The organism is uncultured Stenotrophomonas sp., assembly GCF_913778665.1.
Classification (GTDB): Bacteria; Pseudomonadota; Gammaproteobacteria; order Xanthomonadales; family Xanthomonadaceae; genus Stenotrophomonas.
In genome coordinates, this window is sequence record NZ_CAJYVQ010000008.1 from 13,894 (window position 1) to 28,945 (window position 15,052).

The window sequence follows — 15,052 nt, forward strand, 5'->3', positions numbered from 1 at the left end:
AAACGCGTGACATGTGTGGAATCGTGGGTGCGATCGCTGATCGCGACGTAGTGCCGGTGCTGATCGAAGGCCTGAAGCGCCTGGAGTACCGTGGTTACGATTCCTCCGGCATCGCGGTGATCGACCAGGCCGAGCGCTCCGAGGTGCGTCGCGTGCGTCGTACCGGTCGCGTGTCGGAAATGGCGATGGCGGCCGAGGCCGAGGGCTTCAACGCAGTGCTGGGTATCGGCCACACCCGTTGGGCCACCCACGGCGGTGTCACCGAAGCCAACGCGCATCCGCACATCAGCCAGGGCGTGGCGCTGGTGCACAACGGCATCATCGAGAACCACGAAGAGCAGCGCGAGAAGCTGCGCGCGCTGGGCTACACCTTCGAATCGCAGACCGATACCGAAGTCATCGCGCACCTGATGCACCATCACCTGAAGAGTGGCGACGACCTGCTGGTGGCGTTGCAGCACACGGTGAAGGAACTGACCGGTGCCTACGCGCTGGCCGTGGTCAGCCGCGCCGAGCCGGAACGTTTCGTCTGTGCGCGCATGGGCTGCCCGCTGCTGGTCGGCCTGGGCGAAGGCGAGAACTTCGTCGCCTCCGACGTCTCGGCGGTGATTTCGGCGACGCGCAGGGTGATCTTCCTGGAAGAAGGCGACACCGCCGAGATCCGCCGCGACGGCGTGCGCATCTTTGATGAGCATGACCAGCCGGTCGAGCGCGACGTGCACCTGTCCGACGTGTCGCTGGCCTCGCTGGAGCTGGGCCCGTACCGCCACTTCATGCAGAAGGAAATCCACGAGCAGCCGCGTGCGCTGGGCGACACCATCGAGGCGGCGATCGACGCCGCTGGTTTCCCGGCCGAGCTGTTCGGCAAGAACGCCGGGGCGGTGCTGTCGGGCATCGAAGGCGTGCAGATCATCGCCTGTGGTACCAGCTACTACGCCGGCCTGACCGCGCGCTACTGGATCGAGGCCATCGCCGGCCTGCCGTGCAGCGTGGAGATCGCCAGCGAGTACCGCTACCGCGCCGCGTATGCCAACCCGAAGCATCTGATCGTCACCATTTCCCAGTCCGGCGAAACGCTGGATACGATGGAAGCGCTGAAGTACGCCAAGTCGCTGGGCCACAAGCACACGCTGTCGATCTGCAACGTGCCGGAAAGCGCGATTCCGCGCGCCAGCGAACTGGTCTGCTACACCCGTGCCGGCGCCGAGATCGGCGTGGCGTCGACCAAGGCGTTCACCACCCAGCTGGCCGCGCTGTTCCAGCTGACCGTGGTGCTGGGCAAGCTGAAGGGCCGCATCGACGCGGCACAGGAAGCGGATTACCTGGAGCAGCTGCGCTTCCTGCCGGGCAGCGTGCAGCACGCACTGAACATGGAACCGCAGATTGCCGCTTGGGCCGAGCGTTTCGCGCGCAAGAGCAGCGCGCTGTTCCTCGGCCGTGGCCTGCATTACCCGATCGCGCTGGAAGGCTCGCTCAAGCTCAAGGAAATCTCCTATATCCACGCCGAGGCCTACCCGGCCGGTGAGCTGAAGCATGGCCCGCTGGCGCTGGTGGATGAGGACATGCCGGTGGTGGTGATCGCGCCCAACGACAGCCTGCTGGAGAAGGTGAAGTCGAACATGCAGGAAGTGCGTGCACGCGGGGGCGAGCTGTTCGTGTTCGCCGACCAGGACAGCAACTTCAACGAGTCCGAAGGCGTGCATGTGATCCGCACGCCGCGCCATGCCGGCGTGCTCAGCCCGATCGTGCACACCATCCCGGTGCAGCTGCTGGCGTACCACACCGCACTGGCGCGGGGCACCGACGTGGACAAGCCGCGCAACCTGGCCAAGAGCGTGACGGTGGAGTAAGGCCCACCGGTGCGGCTGGATGTTGGATGTTGCAAGCGTAGGGGCCCCATGCGGGCCCCTTTCGTTTTCGCCGGGGAGCATGGCAAGTGGGACGACGCAAGGCCGTTCTGTCCGCCCTCGGCAGGACGCAATCAATCTTTAACGCATGGCACCGCCAATATTCAGCGGCGGTTTCAGCCACGGTGCCATTCTCTGGATCGTCGGTTGGTTCCCACGACGAAGTGTCCCATCGATGCCGGTAGTGACCGGGGGACGCAGTCGTAGAATCGATTCGTCCGAGATACGGGTTGCGCGGTTGAACCCGCCTCGTTCGCGTTGCAGCACGTCGTCTGCCGATTTCTTTCCAGTGGCAGCCGGCTGCGCCAGACGTGCGCTGAAAGGTCTGTTCCCGGGGAGGGGGCGTATCGGAAGAGCACACTTTTTTGACTTCAGTGACCTGCACCAGGAAACAAGAATGAACGTCCGCGAACTCCTGCAATCCAAGAAAGAAACTGTCATCACCATCGACGCCGAAGACACCATCGGTGCCGCCGCCCACAAGATGAGTGCGAATAAAATCGCTGCCTTGGTGGTGATGAAGGACGATGCCCCGGTCGGCATCATTTCCGAGAAGGACATCGTGCGCACCTTGGCCGACGACGGCCCGCAGGCCGGCCGCCGGGTGATTTCCAGCGTGCCGACGACCGGCCTGGAAGGCATCGCCCCGGAGGCCACGCTGAAGCAGGCCATGTCGCTGATGACGTATTCGCGTCGGCGCCATCTGATGGTCACCGACGGCAACCGCCTGGTCGGCATCCTCAGCTTGGGCGACATCGTGAAGAACCTGCTGGGCGAGCTGGAACTGGAAAAGGCCGTGCTGCAGGACATCTACATGGCGGCGCACTGACGTTCGCGGTGCTGCAACGAAAGAAGCCGGGCATTGCCCGGCTTCTTCGGTCCTGCGGCGGTGGGGATGTCAGAACGTGACTTTCACCGAATCGGCACTGTAGTTGGCGGGGCCGTGGTACACCACTTCGATGTTGTTGCCATCCGGGTCGAGCACGAACGCACCGTAGTAGCCCGGATGGTATGGGCGTTCACCCGGCGCGCCATTGTCGGTGCCACCGGCGGCGATTGCAGCAGTGTGGAAGGCATCGACGGTGGCGGCATCGCGGGCCTGGAACGCCAGGTGGTGGCGGCCGGTCAGCTGGCCGGCGGCCGCCTCGCTGCTGGCAGTGGAAATGAACAGCTCGTCAGCCCAGAAATAGTCCGGCCCTTCGCCGGCAACCGGAATGCCGATCGTGTCGAACACCGCCTGGTAGAAGCGGCGGCTGGCGGCCAGGTCGCGCACCACCAGCTGGATGTGGTCGATCAGGCGGCCGCGGTGCAGTTCCATCGTTTCCATACGAGCCTCGCAACAAAGGGGATGGAGTTGGTGCCCCTTCCGGGGTCAGGCGTTGGCGATGATCTCGACCCAGTAACCGTCCGGGTCCTTGATGAAGGCCAGGTTCTTCATGCGGCCGTCGGTCAGGCGCTTCTGGAAGGTCACGCCGAGGTCTTCGAAGCGCTGGCAGGCGGCCTCGATGTCCGGCACCGACACGCAGATGTGCCCGAAGCCGCGCGGGTCGCTGTTACCGTCGTGGTAGACCGCGCCGTCCTGGGTCTCGGTGCCGTGGTTGTGGGTCAGTTCCAGCACGCCCGGCAGGCCGGCCATCCACAGGCGGCGCTGGGCATCGTCTTCCGGCACCACCGCGCCGGACGGCACGTAGGCCAGGAAGTACAGGCTGAACTGGGCCTCCGGGAAATCGCGCTTGTCGATCAGCTGGTAGCCGAGAACGCGGGTGTAGAAGTCCAGCGAGGCGGTGATGTCCTTGACCCGCAGCATGGTGTGGTTGAACACGAAGCCGGTGGTCCCGGCCGGGGCCTGGGCGGCGACGCCGGGGACATCGCGCAGGGCGGGAATGGTCATGGGGGAGATCCTTCAGACAGGGCCGTTGCCGGCCGGATGGCACCATTCTACCGGCCGGCACCTGACGGCACCGCGACGTACAATGGCCGGATCGCACCGTTCCGTCCTCACAACGATTGACCGCCATGTCGCAGCGTGAATGGGTGGCTGCCGCCATCCGCAAGATCGAAGCCGATTTCAACCGCTCCGCCGATACCCATCTGATCCCGCTGGCGCTGCCCGGGTTCAAGGGCATCGACCTGTACCTGAAGGATGAATCGAGCCATCCCACCGGCAGCCTCAAGCACCGGTTGGCGCGCTCGCTGTTCCTGTATGCGCTGACCAATGGCTGGCTGCGTGAAGGGCGGCCGGTGATCGAGGCCTCCAGCGGTTCGACGGCGGTGTCGGAGGCTTACTTCGCGCGCCTGCTGGGGCTGCCGTTCATCGCGGTGATGCCGGCCACGACCTCGCCGGAGAAGATCGCGGCGATCGAATTCCACGGTGGCCGCTGCCATCTGGTCGAGCGCGCCTGTGACCTCAACTGTGATTCGGAAAAGCTGGCCCGCGAAACCGGCGGCCACTTCATGGACCAGTTCACCTACGCCGAGCGCGCGACCGACTGGCGCGCCAACAACAACATCGCCGAATCCATCTTCAAGCAGATGGCCGAGGAGCCGAGCCCGATTCCGGAATGGATCGTGTGCAGCCCCGGCACCGGCGGCACCGCCGCCACGCTGGGCCGCTATGTCAGCTACCGCCGGCATGACACCCGCATCCTGTGCGCCGACCCGGAAGTGTCGGTGTTCTTCGATGGCTACCAGGCGGCGGTGGCCGGTGAGCAGGACTGGCGGGGCCTGACCTGCAGCGGTGGCTCGCGCGTGGAGGGCATCGGCCGCCCACGGGTGGAGCCGAGCTTCATCCCGACCAGCGTCGATGCGATGGTGAAGGTGCCCGATGCATTGAGCCTGGCGGCGATGCGCCATGTCAGCCGCCAGCTGGGCCGTCGCGTCGGCGGCTCCACCGGCACCAACTTCATCGGCGTGCTGCAGGCCGCGCAGTGGATGCGCGAGGCGGCCCATCAGGGCAGCATCGTCAGCATCCTGTGTGACAGCGGCGAGCGCTACGCGCACAGCTATTACGACCCGGCGTGGTACGTGCGCCAGGGCATCGACGTGGACGGCGCCGATGCGCAGCTGGCCGCGGCGGTGGCCGGGCAGGGGCTGCCCGAACTGCCGTGGCGCAGCCTGGAAGCGTTGTAGGACGGTCGACGTTGTCGCCGGGCATGGCCTGGCGGTCACGAGGGCGTTTCAATACCCCGCCGCGGTGAACGCATCCAGCACCGCATCACGCAGCGCATCGGGCAGGGCCTCGATGTCCATCGCGCGGTCATCCAGGTGCAGGCCGGGATCGAGGGTACTGGCGCGGCCCTGGGCCAGTGCCTGCAGCCACAGCAGCACGCAGATCACGAACTCGCGCTCATGGCCCAGCCGCAACTGGCTGGCGCCGCGTTCGACCACCTCGAACGGATACCACTCCTGCGTATCGTTGAAGGTACCGCCCTGCTGCAGCACCGTCTGCAATTGCTGCAGGTGGCGCGGGGCGTCGTCGCCGGCATCGCACAGCGCGGCGATCCAGGTCAGTTCGGCCTTACTGGCGGACAGCGCCAGCGACCGTGCCGGTGAGGCGGATGCAACTGCAGCCAGACCTTCCATGTGGGGCCTCGTTCGATACGTACCGCTGCGGACTCCCCCGCAAGCAGAGCTTCGGCGCCGAACCGTAAGGCCGACGTGAATGCCGGCCGTCCATGGGGTGCCCCATCCACGCAGCGCGTGCGCCCCCTTGTCTGTGGCCCTGTCAGCGCCATATCCGAGGAGATGCCCGCCTGCCGGGCCCGCACCCTGGAGATCTGCCGTGACCGTTGCCAACCCCCTGCTCGATTTTTCCGGCCTGCCGCATTTCGAGGCGATCCGCCCGGAGCACGTGGCGCCGGCGCTGGAAGTGCTGCTGGCCGAGGCGGAAGCCGCTGTCAGCGCCGCCGAGCAGGTGCAGCCGGTCACCTGGCAGACCTTCGTGGCCCCGCTGGACGATGCCACCGAGCGCCTCTGGCGCGCCTGGGGCCTGGTCGGCCACCTGCAGGGCGTGGTCAACACGCCGGAACTGCGCGAGGCCTACAACAGCAACCTGCCGCGGGTGACCCGCTTTGCCAGTGCACTGGGCCAGAACCTGGCGCTGTACCGCCAGTACCAGGCCCTGGCCGGCAGCCCCGAGGCGGCGACCTTCGATGAGGCCCAGCGCAAGGTGCTGGACAACACCCTGCGCGATTTCCGCCTGGGCGGTGCCGAACTGGCGCCCGAGGCCCAGCAGCGCTTCGCCGCGATCAAGGAAGAACTGTCGGCGCTGTCGGCGAAGTTTTCGCAGAACGTGCTGGATGCCACCGATGCATGGTCGTTGATCATCGAGGATGAGGCACGCCTGGCTGGCGTACCGGACGACGTGAAGGCGGCCGCGCATGCGGCAGCGGAAAAAGACGGCAACAAGGGCTGGAAGCTGACGCTGCAGATGCCGTGCTACCTGCCGGTGCAGACCTGGGCGGAAGACCGCGATCTGCGCGAGATCCTGTACCGCGCCAGCGCGCAGCGTGCGTCCGAGTTCGGCGATGAGGCGCTTGACAACAGCGGCAACATCGACCGGATCCTTGCTCTCCGTGCGGAACTGGCCGCGCTGCTCGGCTTTGGTTCGTATGGTGATTATTCGGTGGCGACCAAGATGGCGCAGGACCCGGCCGAAGTGCTCGGGTTCCTCCGCGACCTGGCTGCACGTGCCAAGCCGTTCGCGGCCAAGGACCGTGCCGAGCTGGAGCAGTTCGCGCGCGAGCAGCTGGGCATCGAGCAGCTGCAGGCCTGGGACCTGGCCTTCGCCGCCGATCGCCTGAAGCAGGCGCGCTACAGCTATTCCGAGCAGGAAGTGAAGCAGTACTTTACCGAACCGAAGGTGCTGGGCGGCCTGTTCTCGGTGATCGAGCAGCTGTACGGGCTGCGCGTGCAGGAAGACAGCGCGCCGGTGTGGCACGAGGACGTGCGCTTCTTCCGACTGGTCGACGCGCAGGGCGCGCTGGTTGGCCAGTTCTATCTGGACCTGTATGCGCGCGAGGGCAAGCGCGGTGGTGCGTGGATGGATGACTGCCGCAACCGTCGCGTGCGTGCCGATGGCAACGTGCAGACGCCGCTGGTCTACCTGGTGTGCAACTTCGGTCGCGGTGCCAATGGCAAGCCGGCCACCTTCAGCCACAACGAAGTGACCACGCTGTTCCATGAAATGGGCCATGGCCTGCACCAGTTGCTGACCCGCATCGGTGAGCTGGGCGTGGCTGGCATCAATGGCGTGGAGTGGGATGCGGTGGAGCTGCCCAGCCAGTTCATGGAGAACTTCTGCTGGGAATGGGAACACCTGCAGGGCATGACCGCGCACGTGGACACCGGCGAGCCGCTGCCGCGCGCGCTGTATGAGCGCATGCTGGCCGCGCGGAACTTCCATAGTGGCATGGCCACCGTTCGCCAGCTGGAGTTCGGCCTGTTCGACATGCTGCTGCACAGCCAGTTCGAGCCGGCGCAGGACAGCGTGCTGGCACTGCTCGATCGCGTGCGGGCGGAAGTGGCGGTGAATCATCCGCCGGCCTGGAACCGCTTCCCGCACCAGTTCAGCCATATCTTCGCCGGCGGCTATGCGGCAGGCTATTACAGCTACAAGTGGGCCGAAGTGCTCAGCGCCGATGCCTACGCTGCGTTCGAGGAAGCACCGCAGGCGCTGGCTGCGACCGGCGCACGCTTCCGCGATGAGATCCTGTCGCGGGGTGGCAGCCGTCCGGCGGCGGAAAACTTCAAGGCCTTCCGCGGCCGCGCACCGCAGATCGACGCGCTGCTGCGCCATTCGGGCATGGCCTGACCGCCGTGGTGGGTGCCAGCCTTGGCTGGCACTTTCTGGCAATGGTACGGACCAAGGTCCGTACCCACCGAAAAGCGGCGCTTATTCGGCGTAGATCATCTTCCGGGTCATGCCGCCGTCGACGATGAAATCCTGGCCGGTGCTGAAGCTGGACAGCGAGGACAGCAGGTACACCGCCAGCGCGCCGATGTCCTCGGGCTGGCCGACCCGGCCGACCGGGTGCTGGGCGTGGTCGTTGGCCGAGTAGTCGGGCGGGTGACGGCGCGATGGCGCCTGCCAGGCCGTGGTACCGATCCAGCCCGGGCTGATGCTGTTCACCCGCACCGCCGGGCCACTGCTGATCGCCAGCGCATGGGTGAACGCGACCAGCCCGCCTTTGGCCGCCGCATACGCTTCGCTGTGCGCCTCCGACTGCCAGGCGCGGGTCGAGGCGATGTTGATGATCGCGCCCGCGCTACTGGCCGAGAGCGCGGGCAGCGCGTGCTTGCTGCACAGGAAGGCGCCGTGCAGCGAGGACAGGCGGCGTTGCCACTCGTCCCAATCCATGTCCTGCAGCAGCGTGCCGTGCGGCCCGGCGATGCCGGCGTTGTTGACCAGCCCGTCGATGTGGCCGAAGCGACGCAGCGCCTCGGCGATGAACGCGCGCACGCTGTCTTCGTTGGCGATGTCCAAGTGCTGGTACGCGGCGTCCTCACCACGCTGCCATTCGGCCAGGCAGGCGTGGCCGGCTTCGTCGTCCAGATCGCCGATCAGCACGCGGCCGCCCGCGCCGAGCACGGCCTGGGCGATGCCGCGGCCGATGCCGTTGGCGCCCCCGGTGATCAGTACCACCTTGCCCGACAGCGGCACGGCCGGCCATGTGGCAATTGGCGGCACCGTGCTCATGACAGGTCGTCGCCACGCAGGCGGCGGTACCAGCCGTCCACGCCGATGCGGTCCAGGGTCTGGATGTTGCGCTCGACGATCACGTCCGGGTCGGGATAGACGTCCACCGCGCGAGCCACGCTGTCTTCGCGCAGCAGGTGCAGGGTCGGGAACGGCGCGCGATTGGTGTAGTTGCTGGCGTCGTCCGGGGCCACGCCTTCGAACTGGTAGTCCGGATGGAAGCTGGCCACCTGCAGGATGCCCTGCAGGTCCAGCGCCTCGATCGCGGCATCGGCGTTGTCGAGGAAGTCGTTGTAGTCGAGGAAGTCGGTCAGCACCTGCGGGTGCACGATCAGCGTGGTGTCGATCTGCTCGGCCGGCGTATCACGAAGCAGCACCAGTTCCTCGGCCAGCTGTTCGACCAGCGCTTCGGGCGTGGTCGCATCGCTGAGCACGAGGCGGACCTGGTCCTTCACGTACACCGCCTTGGCGAACGGGCACAGGTTCAGGCCGATGACGATGCGTTCCAGCCAAAGGCGGGTGGCGGCGATCGGGTCATCGCTGGGCAGGTGGGCATCGGTCATGGCGGGCACGTCGGCTGGCGGGGGCCGCCATTGTAGGCAGTGTGCCGCCGCTGCGCTGTTCACTGTGCAGGAACTGGACAGTCGGCATGCTGGAAATCTCCGCCGATTCAAGCCTTTGCGGGCGACCGTTGGATGGCCGATTGCCGACTGCGGGTGGCGGGCGTGGAATGGACGCACGACACAGGAGGACACCCATGACTGCATCTTCCCCGTGGCTGCCGGACACCCTCTGGGCCGGCGCCTTCTTTGATGGTCACTGGCAGGTGGCCGCGCAACGGCAGCCGGTGATCGAGCCGGCCACCGGCCAGACGCTCGGCCAGATCGGGCTGGCCGACCCGGCGCAGGTGGCGCGCTCGGCGGCGACCGCTGCCCAGGCGCAACTGGCGTGGGCGTCAGCGCCCTACGAGCAGCGCGCTGAGGTCATGCGCAAAGCGGCGCGCCTGGCAGAAGAAAACATCGACACCCTGGTCGAGTGGCTGGTGCGCGAAAGCGGCTCGACCCGGCTCAAGGCCGGCTTCGAGGCCAAGGTCACCATCAAGGCGTTGCATGAGGCCGCCGCGCTGCCGTCGCGCAGCACCGGCGAGATCCTGCCGTCCGAGCCGGGTCGGCTGAACCTGGCGCGGCGCCGGCCCCTGGGCGTGGTCGGCGTCATCTCGCCCTTCAACTTCCCGCTGTACCTGGCCATGCGCGCGGTGGCGCCGGCCATCGCGCTCGGCAATGCCGTGGTGCTCAAGCCGGACCCGCGCACGGCCGTGTGCGGTGGCGCGGTCATCGCCCGCCTGTTCGAACAGGCGGGCCTGCCGGCAGGCGTGCTGCACATGCTGCCCGGCGATGGCGCTGCGGGTGCGGCACTGACCAGTGACCCGCATGTGGCAATGATCCAGTTCACCGGGTCCACCGCCGCAGGCCGCAAGGTCGGCGAAGCCGCCGGCAAGCACCTGAAGAAGGTCTCGCTGGAGCTGGGCGGCAAGAACTCGCTGATCATTCTGGACGATGCCGACCTCGATTTGGCGGTGGCCAACGCCGCGTGGGGCGTCTACCTGCATCAAGGACAGATCTGCATGGCGACCGGCCGCGTGCTGGTGCATCGGAAGATCCATGATGCTTTCCTGCAGAAACTGGTGGCCAAGGCCAATTCGCTGAAGGTGGGCGACCCGGCGCGCGAAGACGTGGCGATCGGCCCGCTGATCAACGCCGGCCAGCGCGACCACGCCGCGCGCCTGGTCGAACAGGCGGTGCAGGCCGGTGCCTCGCTGGAGGCGGGCGGTACCCATCGTGATCTGTTCTTCGCGCCGACCGTGCTTGGCAACGTCTCTGCCGACAATCCGGCGTTCAACGAAGAGATCTTCGCACCGGTGGCGGTGGTCGTGCCGTTCGACGATGACGACGATGCCGTGCGCCTGGCCAATGACAGCGAGTACGGCCTGTCGATGGCTATCGTGTCCAGCAATGTCGGGCGCGCGCTGAAGCTGGGTGAGCGCCTGCGCACCGGTCTGCTGCACATCAACGACCAGACCGTGAACGACGACGTGATCAATCCCTTCGGCGGCGTCGGTGCATCCGGCAACGGCACCAGCATCGGTGGCCCCGCCAACGGGGAAGAGTTCACCCAGTGGCAGTGGTTGACCGTCAAGGGCGAAGCGCCCGCTTACCCGATCTGATCGAAGGAGCCATCACGATGAACGACAACACCACAACTCGCGAGATCACCGCTGCCGTGGTACGCGGCAAGGAGCAGCCCTTTGTCATCGAGCAGGCCCGGCTACGTGGCCCGCAGGACGACGAGGTACTGGTGAAGGTGGTTGCCACCGGCCTCTGCCATACCGACCTGATCGTGCGCGACCAGTACTACCCGGTGCCGCTGCCGGCAGTGCTCGGCCATGAGGGGGCAGGTATCGTCGAGGCGGTGGGCCCGAACGTGCGCGACCTCAAGGTGGGCGACCATGTGGTGCTGACCTATGGTGCCTGCGGTCACTGCAATCCCTGCCGGGGCGGCCACGGCGCCTACTGCAAGGATTTCTTCGCACTGAACTTCGGTGGCGATGATGGCCACGGTCATACCGCGATCACCGATGCGCAGGGCGAGCCGCTGCACGACCATTTCTTCGCGCAGTCTTCGTTTGCCACCTTTGCCATCGCACGCGAGATCAACGCGATCAAGGTGCCCGACGATGCGCCGCTGGACCTGCTGGGCCCGCTGGGCTGCGGCATCCAGACCGGTGCTGGTGCGGTGCTCAATTCGCTGCAGGTGCGCTCGGGCAGCAGCTTCGCCAGCTACGGCGCGGGCGCGGTGGGACTGAGTGCGGTGATGGCGGCGAAGGTGGCCGGTGCCACCACCATCATCGCGATCGACGTGGTGCCGTCGCGGCTGGACCTGGCGCTGGAGCTGGGCGCCACCCACGTGGTGAACAGTCGCGAGACCGATGTGATCGAGGCCGTGCGCGCGATCACCGGCGGTGGCGCGGATTTCGCGCTGGAATCGACCGGTCGCCCGGAGGTGCTGTCGGCTGGCATCGAAGCGCTGGGCGGTTTGGGCGTCATGGGCGTGGTGGGTGCACCGAAGCTGGGTACCACGGCCAGCTTCGATGTGAACAACCTGCTGCTGGGCGGGCGCAGCATCCGCGGCATCGTGGAAGGTGACAGCGTGCCGCAGGTGTTCATTCCGCAGCTGGTCACGCTGTTCCTGCAGGGCCGCTTCCCGTTCGACAAGCTGGTGAAGTTCTATCCGCTGGAACAGATCAACCAGGCGGCCGAAGACAGCACGAAGGGAATCACGCTCAAGCCGATCCTGCGGATCGCGGCGTAAGGGTGGGGAGGGTTTGCAGGGCTGCGCCCTGCACCCGCCGAAGCAACGTCCACAGCAACGGCAAAGCGGGCATTCCGTGGGATGGCGGGGTGGGTCCGGTTGCGGGGGACGCCGTAAACCCTTTCCTGGGGGCTTGGCAGCCGCATCCATGCGGCTGACACCCCCGCAACCGGACCCACCCCGCCTTCGACAGGTTCCCTCTGCTGTTGGTGGACGCCGACCGTTGGTCGGCACGCGGTCGAATCCGTTTTCCAAAGGAAAACGGCTCTGACCCCGTGTTTGAACCGTTGGCGGAAACAATCCGTTGTCGGAGCGTAACGTGGCGTTGCCGCCGACGGGTGTACGCTGCTTCCATGATGGCCACGACAGTCGGGCAGCAGCAGTTGGTGGCGGCACGTGCCGCCTTCGCCGAGGGCGATGCGCGTTCATTGGGCGTGCTGCCACTGCCGCTGCAGCAGTCATGGGTGCGTTCGCGCGCGGCGGGCCTGCTGCCCGGGCAGGAGCCGGACTACCGTCCGCTGCTGGGTGATGGCCGGCATCTTTCCGATCCCGGCGACCGTCGGCTGGCGCGCTGCGTGCGGCCGGAGCTGGAGCAGCTGTGGGCCGCCTTTGGCGGGCGTGGCTGGACGATGTTCTGTGCCAACCGTGAGGGCATGGTGATCGCGCAGCAGGCCCATGGCCTGGAAGATGCGCCGCTGCTGCGGCCGATCCAGGTCGGGCGGAGGCTGGGCGAGGGCGAGATCGGCACCACGGCACCGGCAGTCAGCCTGGCCGACGACCTGCCTGCGCTGGTACGGGGCAATGAACACTACCTGCAGCGTTTCGCCCCGGTGTTCTGCCTCAGCGAGCCACTGCACGATCTCGATGGGCAGGTATGCGGGGTGATCGATATCACCGGCCTGGGTGAGCGCGATCCCTCGTTGCTGCAGGGTTACTTCCGGCAGGCCGCGCTGGCCAGCGAGAACCGGCTGTTCCACAACCTGGGCGATGTACACCTGCTGGCACTGCAGCACGATCCACGCTGGCTGGCGTCGTCGCTGCAGGGGCTGCTGGCGGTGCAGGAGGACGGCCAGCTGCGTGCGGCCAACCGTGTGGCCCGGCGCCTGCTGGGGCTGCCGCGGCGCGGTCCATTGCCGTTGTTGAATCTTGAGACGGTCTTTGCCGGTGCCAGCGCTGCGCAGCGGCGACGCCTGCTGCAACCCGGAGCGCCGCATCGGGTGCGGGTAGGCGAGAGCAGTGCGGTTTACCTGCAGCACCTGCAGGCGCCGCGCAGGGTCGCTGGCCGCAGCGCGCCACGGCCTTCAGCGGCGACGATGGCGGCGCCGCTGCTGCGCGATCAGCAGCGTGAGGCGGCGCGCCGTGCGGCGCAGGCGGCGGACGGCAATGTGAGCCTGGCCGCTCGCCAGCTGGGCATCTCGCGCACCACGCTGTACAAGCTGCTGCGCGATTGATGTTGCAGTCCGCCGGGCCATGCCCGGCGGGCAGATCAATCGCGGAAATTGTTGAACTGCAGCGGCAGCTCGAACTTGCCGGCCTTGAGCACCGCAATGGCGTCCTGCAGATCGTCGCGCTTCTTGCCCTGCACGCGCAGCTTGTCGCCGTTGATCTGGCTCTCCACCTTCAGCTTCGCTTCCTTCAGCGCGGCGGCGATCTTCTTGGCGATCTTCTGCTCGATGCCCTGCTTGACGGTGATCTTCTGCCGGGCTTGGGCCAGGTTGGTCTCGATGTCGCCGAACTCCAGGCTGAGCACGTCGATGCCGCGCGCGGCCAGGCGTGCACGAAGGATGTCGTTCATCTGCTTGAGCTGGAACTCGGTTGGCGCGGTCTGGTTGATGACATCGCCATCGCGCTCGAACCTGGCGTCCACGCCCTTGAAGTCGAAGCGGGTGGCCAGTTCACGGTTGGCCTGGTCGATGGCGTTGGTCAGCTCGTGGGTGTCGACTTCAGACACGACGTCGAAGGAAGGCATGGGCGTGGCTCCGCGGAATTCAGTGGCGGCCATTCTATCGCGGCGCCCATGCCCGGCGCCCGGCGGGGCGCGCGGTCGGCGATAATGGGCCATGAACGTGCAACGCTCCCCTTCGCGCGCGGTGGCCTGGATGGTCGCGGCGGTCGCTTGTTTCTCGCTGATGGACGCTGGCATGAAGCAGCTGTCGGCCAGTTATCCCACGCTGGAAGTGACCTTCCTGCGCGGTGCGGCCTCATTGCCGTTCGTGCTGGTGTGGGTGCTGGTCAGTGCCGGGCCGCGCTCGCTGGTGCCGCGGCGCTGGGGCCTGCACCTGCTGCGTGGCGCGCTGGGCATGGCGATGATCGGCTGCTTCGTGTTCGCCCTGCGCGATCTGCCGCTGTCTACCGCCTACACCATCTACTTCGTTGCGCCGCTGCTGATCGCGGCGTTGTCGGTGCCGCTGCTGGGTGAGCGGGTCGGGCCGCGGCGCTGGGTGGCCATCGGCATCGGCCTGATCGGCGTGCTGGTGGTGCTCCGGCCGGGCGTGGATGGCTTCATCTCGGTGCCCGGCCTGATGGTGCTGGCTGCGGCGACGGCCTATGCCGTGGCCGCGATCACGGTCAGCCTGCTGACCCGCACCGATACGTCGCAGTCGATGGTGGTCTGGTTCCTGGTGATCATGGCAATCGGTGCCGGCCTGCTGGCCCTTCCTGGCTGGGTGCCGTTGCAGCTGGCGCATGCGCCGCTGATTGCCGGCATGGGCCTGGCCGGGGCGCTGGGCCAGATCGCTCTGACCAAGGCCTTCCAGCTGGGCGAAGCGTCGATGATCGCGCCGCTGGAGTACAGCGGCCTGGTCTGGGTGATCGGCTGGGACTTGGCCTTCTGGGGCCAGCTGCCGGACGGCTACACCTGGGTCGGGGCCGCGATCATCGTGGCTTCGGGCCTGTACCTGCTGCACCGCGAGCGGGTCAACCGGCAGGAACCGCCGAAGCCGCTGGATCATCCCTGATCGTGGGGTGGTGCCGGAGGGAGCGCTGAAGTTGCCGGCCAGCAGCCGGCACTGCCGATCACGAGGCTTCACGGCGCCCTTAGAACCAAAAGGAATAACATTCTGGCCCATGGCGCGGGCGC

14 protein-coding genes are annotated in these 15,052 nt (G+C 67.0%); 8 read left to right on the plus strand and 6 right to left on the minus strand.

Going from position 1 to position 15,052, the window contains the following annotated elements:
• Window positions 1-11 precede the first annotated feature (11 nt).
• A complete protein-coding gene (glmS, locus tag QZ853_RS08850) occupies window positions 12-1,850 on the plus strand; it encodes a glutamine--fructose-6-phosphate transaminase (isomerizing) (protein ID WP_295572075.1) in 1,839 nt (612 codons plus the stop codon).
• 454 nt (window positions 1,851-2,304) lie between these two features.
• Window positions 2,305-2,736, plus strand: a complete 432-nt coding sequence (locus QZ853_RS08855) for a CBS domain-containing protein (RefSeq protein WP_295572076.1) — start codon at window positions 2,305-2,307, stop codon at window positions 2,734-2,736.
• Between the two features lie 69 nt (window positions 2,737-2,805).
• Here QZ853_RS08855 and QZ853_RS08860 read toward each other — a convergent pair whose 3' ends face one another.
• Window positions 2,806-3,234 carry a VOC family protein gene (locus QZ853_RS08860; RefSeq protein WP_295572077.1) on the minus strand — a complete coding sequence of 143 codons (429 nt, stop codon included), beginning with the start codon at window positions 3,232-3,234 and terminating at the stop codon, window positions 2,806-2,808.
• Between the two features lie 45 nt (window positions 3,235-3,279).
• On the minus strand, window positions 3,280-3,798 hold the full coding sequence (gloA, locus tag QZ853_RS08865; RefSeq protein ID WP_295572078.1) for a lactoylglutathione lyase: 519 nt from the start codon (window positions 3,796-3,798) through the stop codon (window positions 3,280-3,282).
• Between the two features lie 125 nt (window positions 3,799-3,923).
• On the opposite strand from gloA, the gene QZ853_RS08870 reads away from it, so the two are divergent.
• Window positions 3,924-5,036, plus strand: a complete 1,113-nt coding sequence (locus tag QZ853_RS08870) for a PLP-dependent cysteine synthase family protein (RefSeq protein ID WP_295572079.1) — start codon at window positions 3,924-3,926, stop codon at window positions 5,034-5,036.
• A 48-nt stretch (window positions 5,037-5,084) separates the two neighbouring features.
• On the opposite strand, the gene QZ853_RS08875 is transcribed toward QZ853_RS08870, so the two are convergent.
• Window positions 5,085-5,489 carry a hypothetical protein gene (locus tag QZ853_RS08875; protein WP_295572080.1) on the minus strand — a complete coding sequence of 135 codons (405 nt, stop codon included), beginning with the start codon at window positions 5,487-5,489 and terminating at the stop codon, window positions 5,085-5,087.
• A gap of 199 nt (window positions 5,490-5,688) precedes the next feature.
• On the opposite strand from QZ853_RS08875, the gene QZ853_RS08880 reads away from it, so the two are divergent.
• Window positions 5,689-7,719 (plus strand): M3 family metallopeptidase, encoded by a 2,031-nt coding sequence (locus QZ853_RS08880; RefSeq protein WP_295572081.1) that lies wholly within the window; start codon window positions 5,689-5,691, stop codon window positions 7,717-7,719.
• Window positions 7,720-7,800: 81 nt separating this feature from the next.
• Here QZ853_RS08880 and QZ853_RS08885 read toward each other — a convergent pair whose 3' ends face one another.
• Together QZ853_RS08885 and QZ853_RS08890 are read right to left on the minus strand one after the other, a co-directional pair.
• Complete coding sequence (locus tag QZ853_RS08885; protein ID WP_295572082.1) at window positions 7,801-8,604, minus strand: SDR family oxidoreductase; 804 nt, start codon at window positions 8,602-8,604, stop codon at window positions 7,801-7,803.
• The gene (locus QZ853_RS08890) at window positions 8,601-9,167 is read right to left on the minus strand and encodes a DUF1415 domain-containing protein (protein WP_295572084.1); all 567 of its coding nucleotides are present in this window, start codon (window positions 9,165-9,167) and stop codon (window positions 8,601-8,603) included. Before QZ853_RS08890 ends, QZ853_RS08885 begins: the two co-directional genes overlap by 4 nt.
• A 194-nt stretch (window positions 9,168-9,361) precedes the next feature.
• Between QZ853_RS08890 and QZ853_RS08895 the strand changes: the two genes are divergently transcribed.
• The 3 genes from QZ853_RS08895 (at window position 9,362) to QZ853_RS08905 (ending at window position 13,424) form a co-directional block, all read left to right on the plus strand.
• Entirely contained in the window at window positions 9,362-10,828 is a 1,467-nt protein-coding gene (locus QZ853_RS08895; protein WP_295572086.1) for a benzaldehyde dehydrogenase, read from the plus strand.
• Window positions 10,829-10,845: 17 nt separating this feature from the next.
• Window positions 10,846-11,973, plus strand: coding sequence for an NAD(P)-dependent alcohol dehydrogenase (locus tag QZ853_RS08900; RefSeq protein ID WP_295572090.1), 1,128 nt, complete (start codon window positions 10,846-10,848; stop codon window positions 11,971-11,973).
• A 353-nt stretch (window positions 11,974-12,326) separates the two neighbouring features.
• A complete protein-coding gene (locus QZ853_RS08905; RefSeq protein ID WP_295572093.1) occupies window positions 12,327-13,424 on the plus strand; it encodes a helix-turn-helix domain-containing protein in 1,098 nt (365 codons plus the stop codon).
• 35 nt (window positions 13,425-13,459) lie between these two features.
• On the opposite strand, the gene QZ853_RS08910 is transcribed toward QZ853_RS08905, so the two are convergent.
• Entirely contained in the window at window positions 13,460-13,942 is a 483-nt protein-coding gene (locus QZ853_RS08910) for a YajQ family cyclic di-GMP-binding protein (protein WP_164136587.1), read from the minus strand.
• A 91-nt stretch (window positions 13,943-14,033) separates the two neighbouring features.
• On the opposite strand from QZ853_RS08910, the gene QZ853_RS08915 reads away from it, so the two are divergent.
• Complete coding sequence (locus QZ853_RS08915; RefSeq protein ID WP_164136586.1) at window positions 14,034-14,930, plus strand: DMT family transporter; 897 nt, start codon at window positions 14,034-14,036, stop codon at window positions 14,928-14,930.
• The last annotated feature ends 122 nt before the right edge of the window (window positions 14,931-15,052 follow it).

Excerpts from the sequence above, each read along its gene's own strand:
- QZ853_RS08900 (WP_295572090.1), top strand. The coding sequence starts at position 10,846 with ATGAACGACAACACCACAACTCGCGAGATCACCGCTGCCGTGGTACGC.
- QZ853_RS08905 (WP_295572093.1), top strand. The coding sequence starts at position 12,327 with ATGATGGCCACGACAGTCGGGCAGCAGCAGTTGGTGGCGGCACGTGCC.
- gloA (WP_295572078.1), bottom strand. The coding sequence starts at position 3,798 with ATGACCATTCCCGCCCTGCGCGATGTCCCCGGCGTCGCCGCCCAGGCC.
- QZ853_RS08860 (WP_295572077.1), bottom strand. The coding sequence starts at position 3,234 with ATGGAAACGATGGAACTGCACCGCGGCCGCCTGATCGACCACATCCAG.
- glmS (WP_295572075.1), top strand. The coding sequence starts at position 12 with ATGTGTGGAATCGTGGGTGCGATCGCTGATCGCGACGTAGTGCCGGTG.
- QZ853_RS08910 (WP_164136587.1), bottom strand. The coding sequence starts at position 13,942 with ATGCCTTCCTTCGACGTCGTGTCTGAAGTCGACACCCACGAGCTGACC.
- QZ853_RS08855 (WP_295572076.1), top strand. The coding sequence starts at position 2,305 with ATGAACGTCCGCGAACTCCTGCAATCCAAGAAAGAAACTGTCATCACC.
- QZ853_RS08915 (WP_164136586.1), top strand. The coding sequence starts at position 14,034 with ATGAACGTGCAACGCTCCCCTTCGCGCGCGGTGGCCTGGATGGTCGCG.
- QZ853_RS08895 (WP_295572086.1), top strand. The coding sequence starts at position 9,362 with ATGACTGCATCTTCCCCGTGGCTGCCGGACACCCTCTGGGCCGGCGCC.
- QZ853_RS08870 (WP_295572079.1), top strand. The coding sequence starts at position 3,924 with ATGTCGCAGCGTGAATGGGTGGCTGCCGCCATCCGCAAGATCGAAGCC.
- QZ853_RS08875 (WP_295572080.1), bottom strand. The coding sequence starts at position 5,489 with ATGGAAGGTCTGGCTGCAGTTGCATCCGCCTCACCGGCACGGTCGCTG.
- QZ853_RS08885 (WP_295572082.1), bottom strand. The coding sequence starts at position 8,604 with ATGAGCACGGTGCCGCCAATTGCCACATGGCCGGCCGTGCCGCTGTCG.
- QZ853_RS08890 (WP_295572084.1), bottom strand. The coding sequence starts at position 9,167 with ATGACCGATGCCCACCTGCCCAGCGATGACCCGATCGCCGCCACCCGC.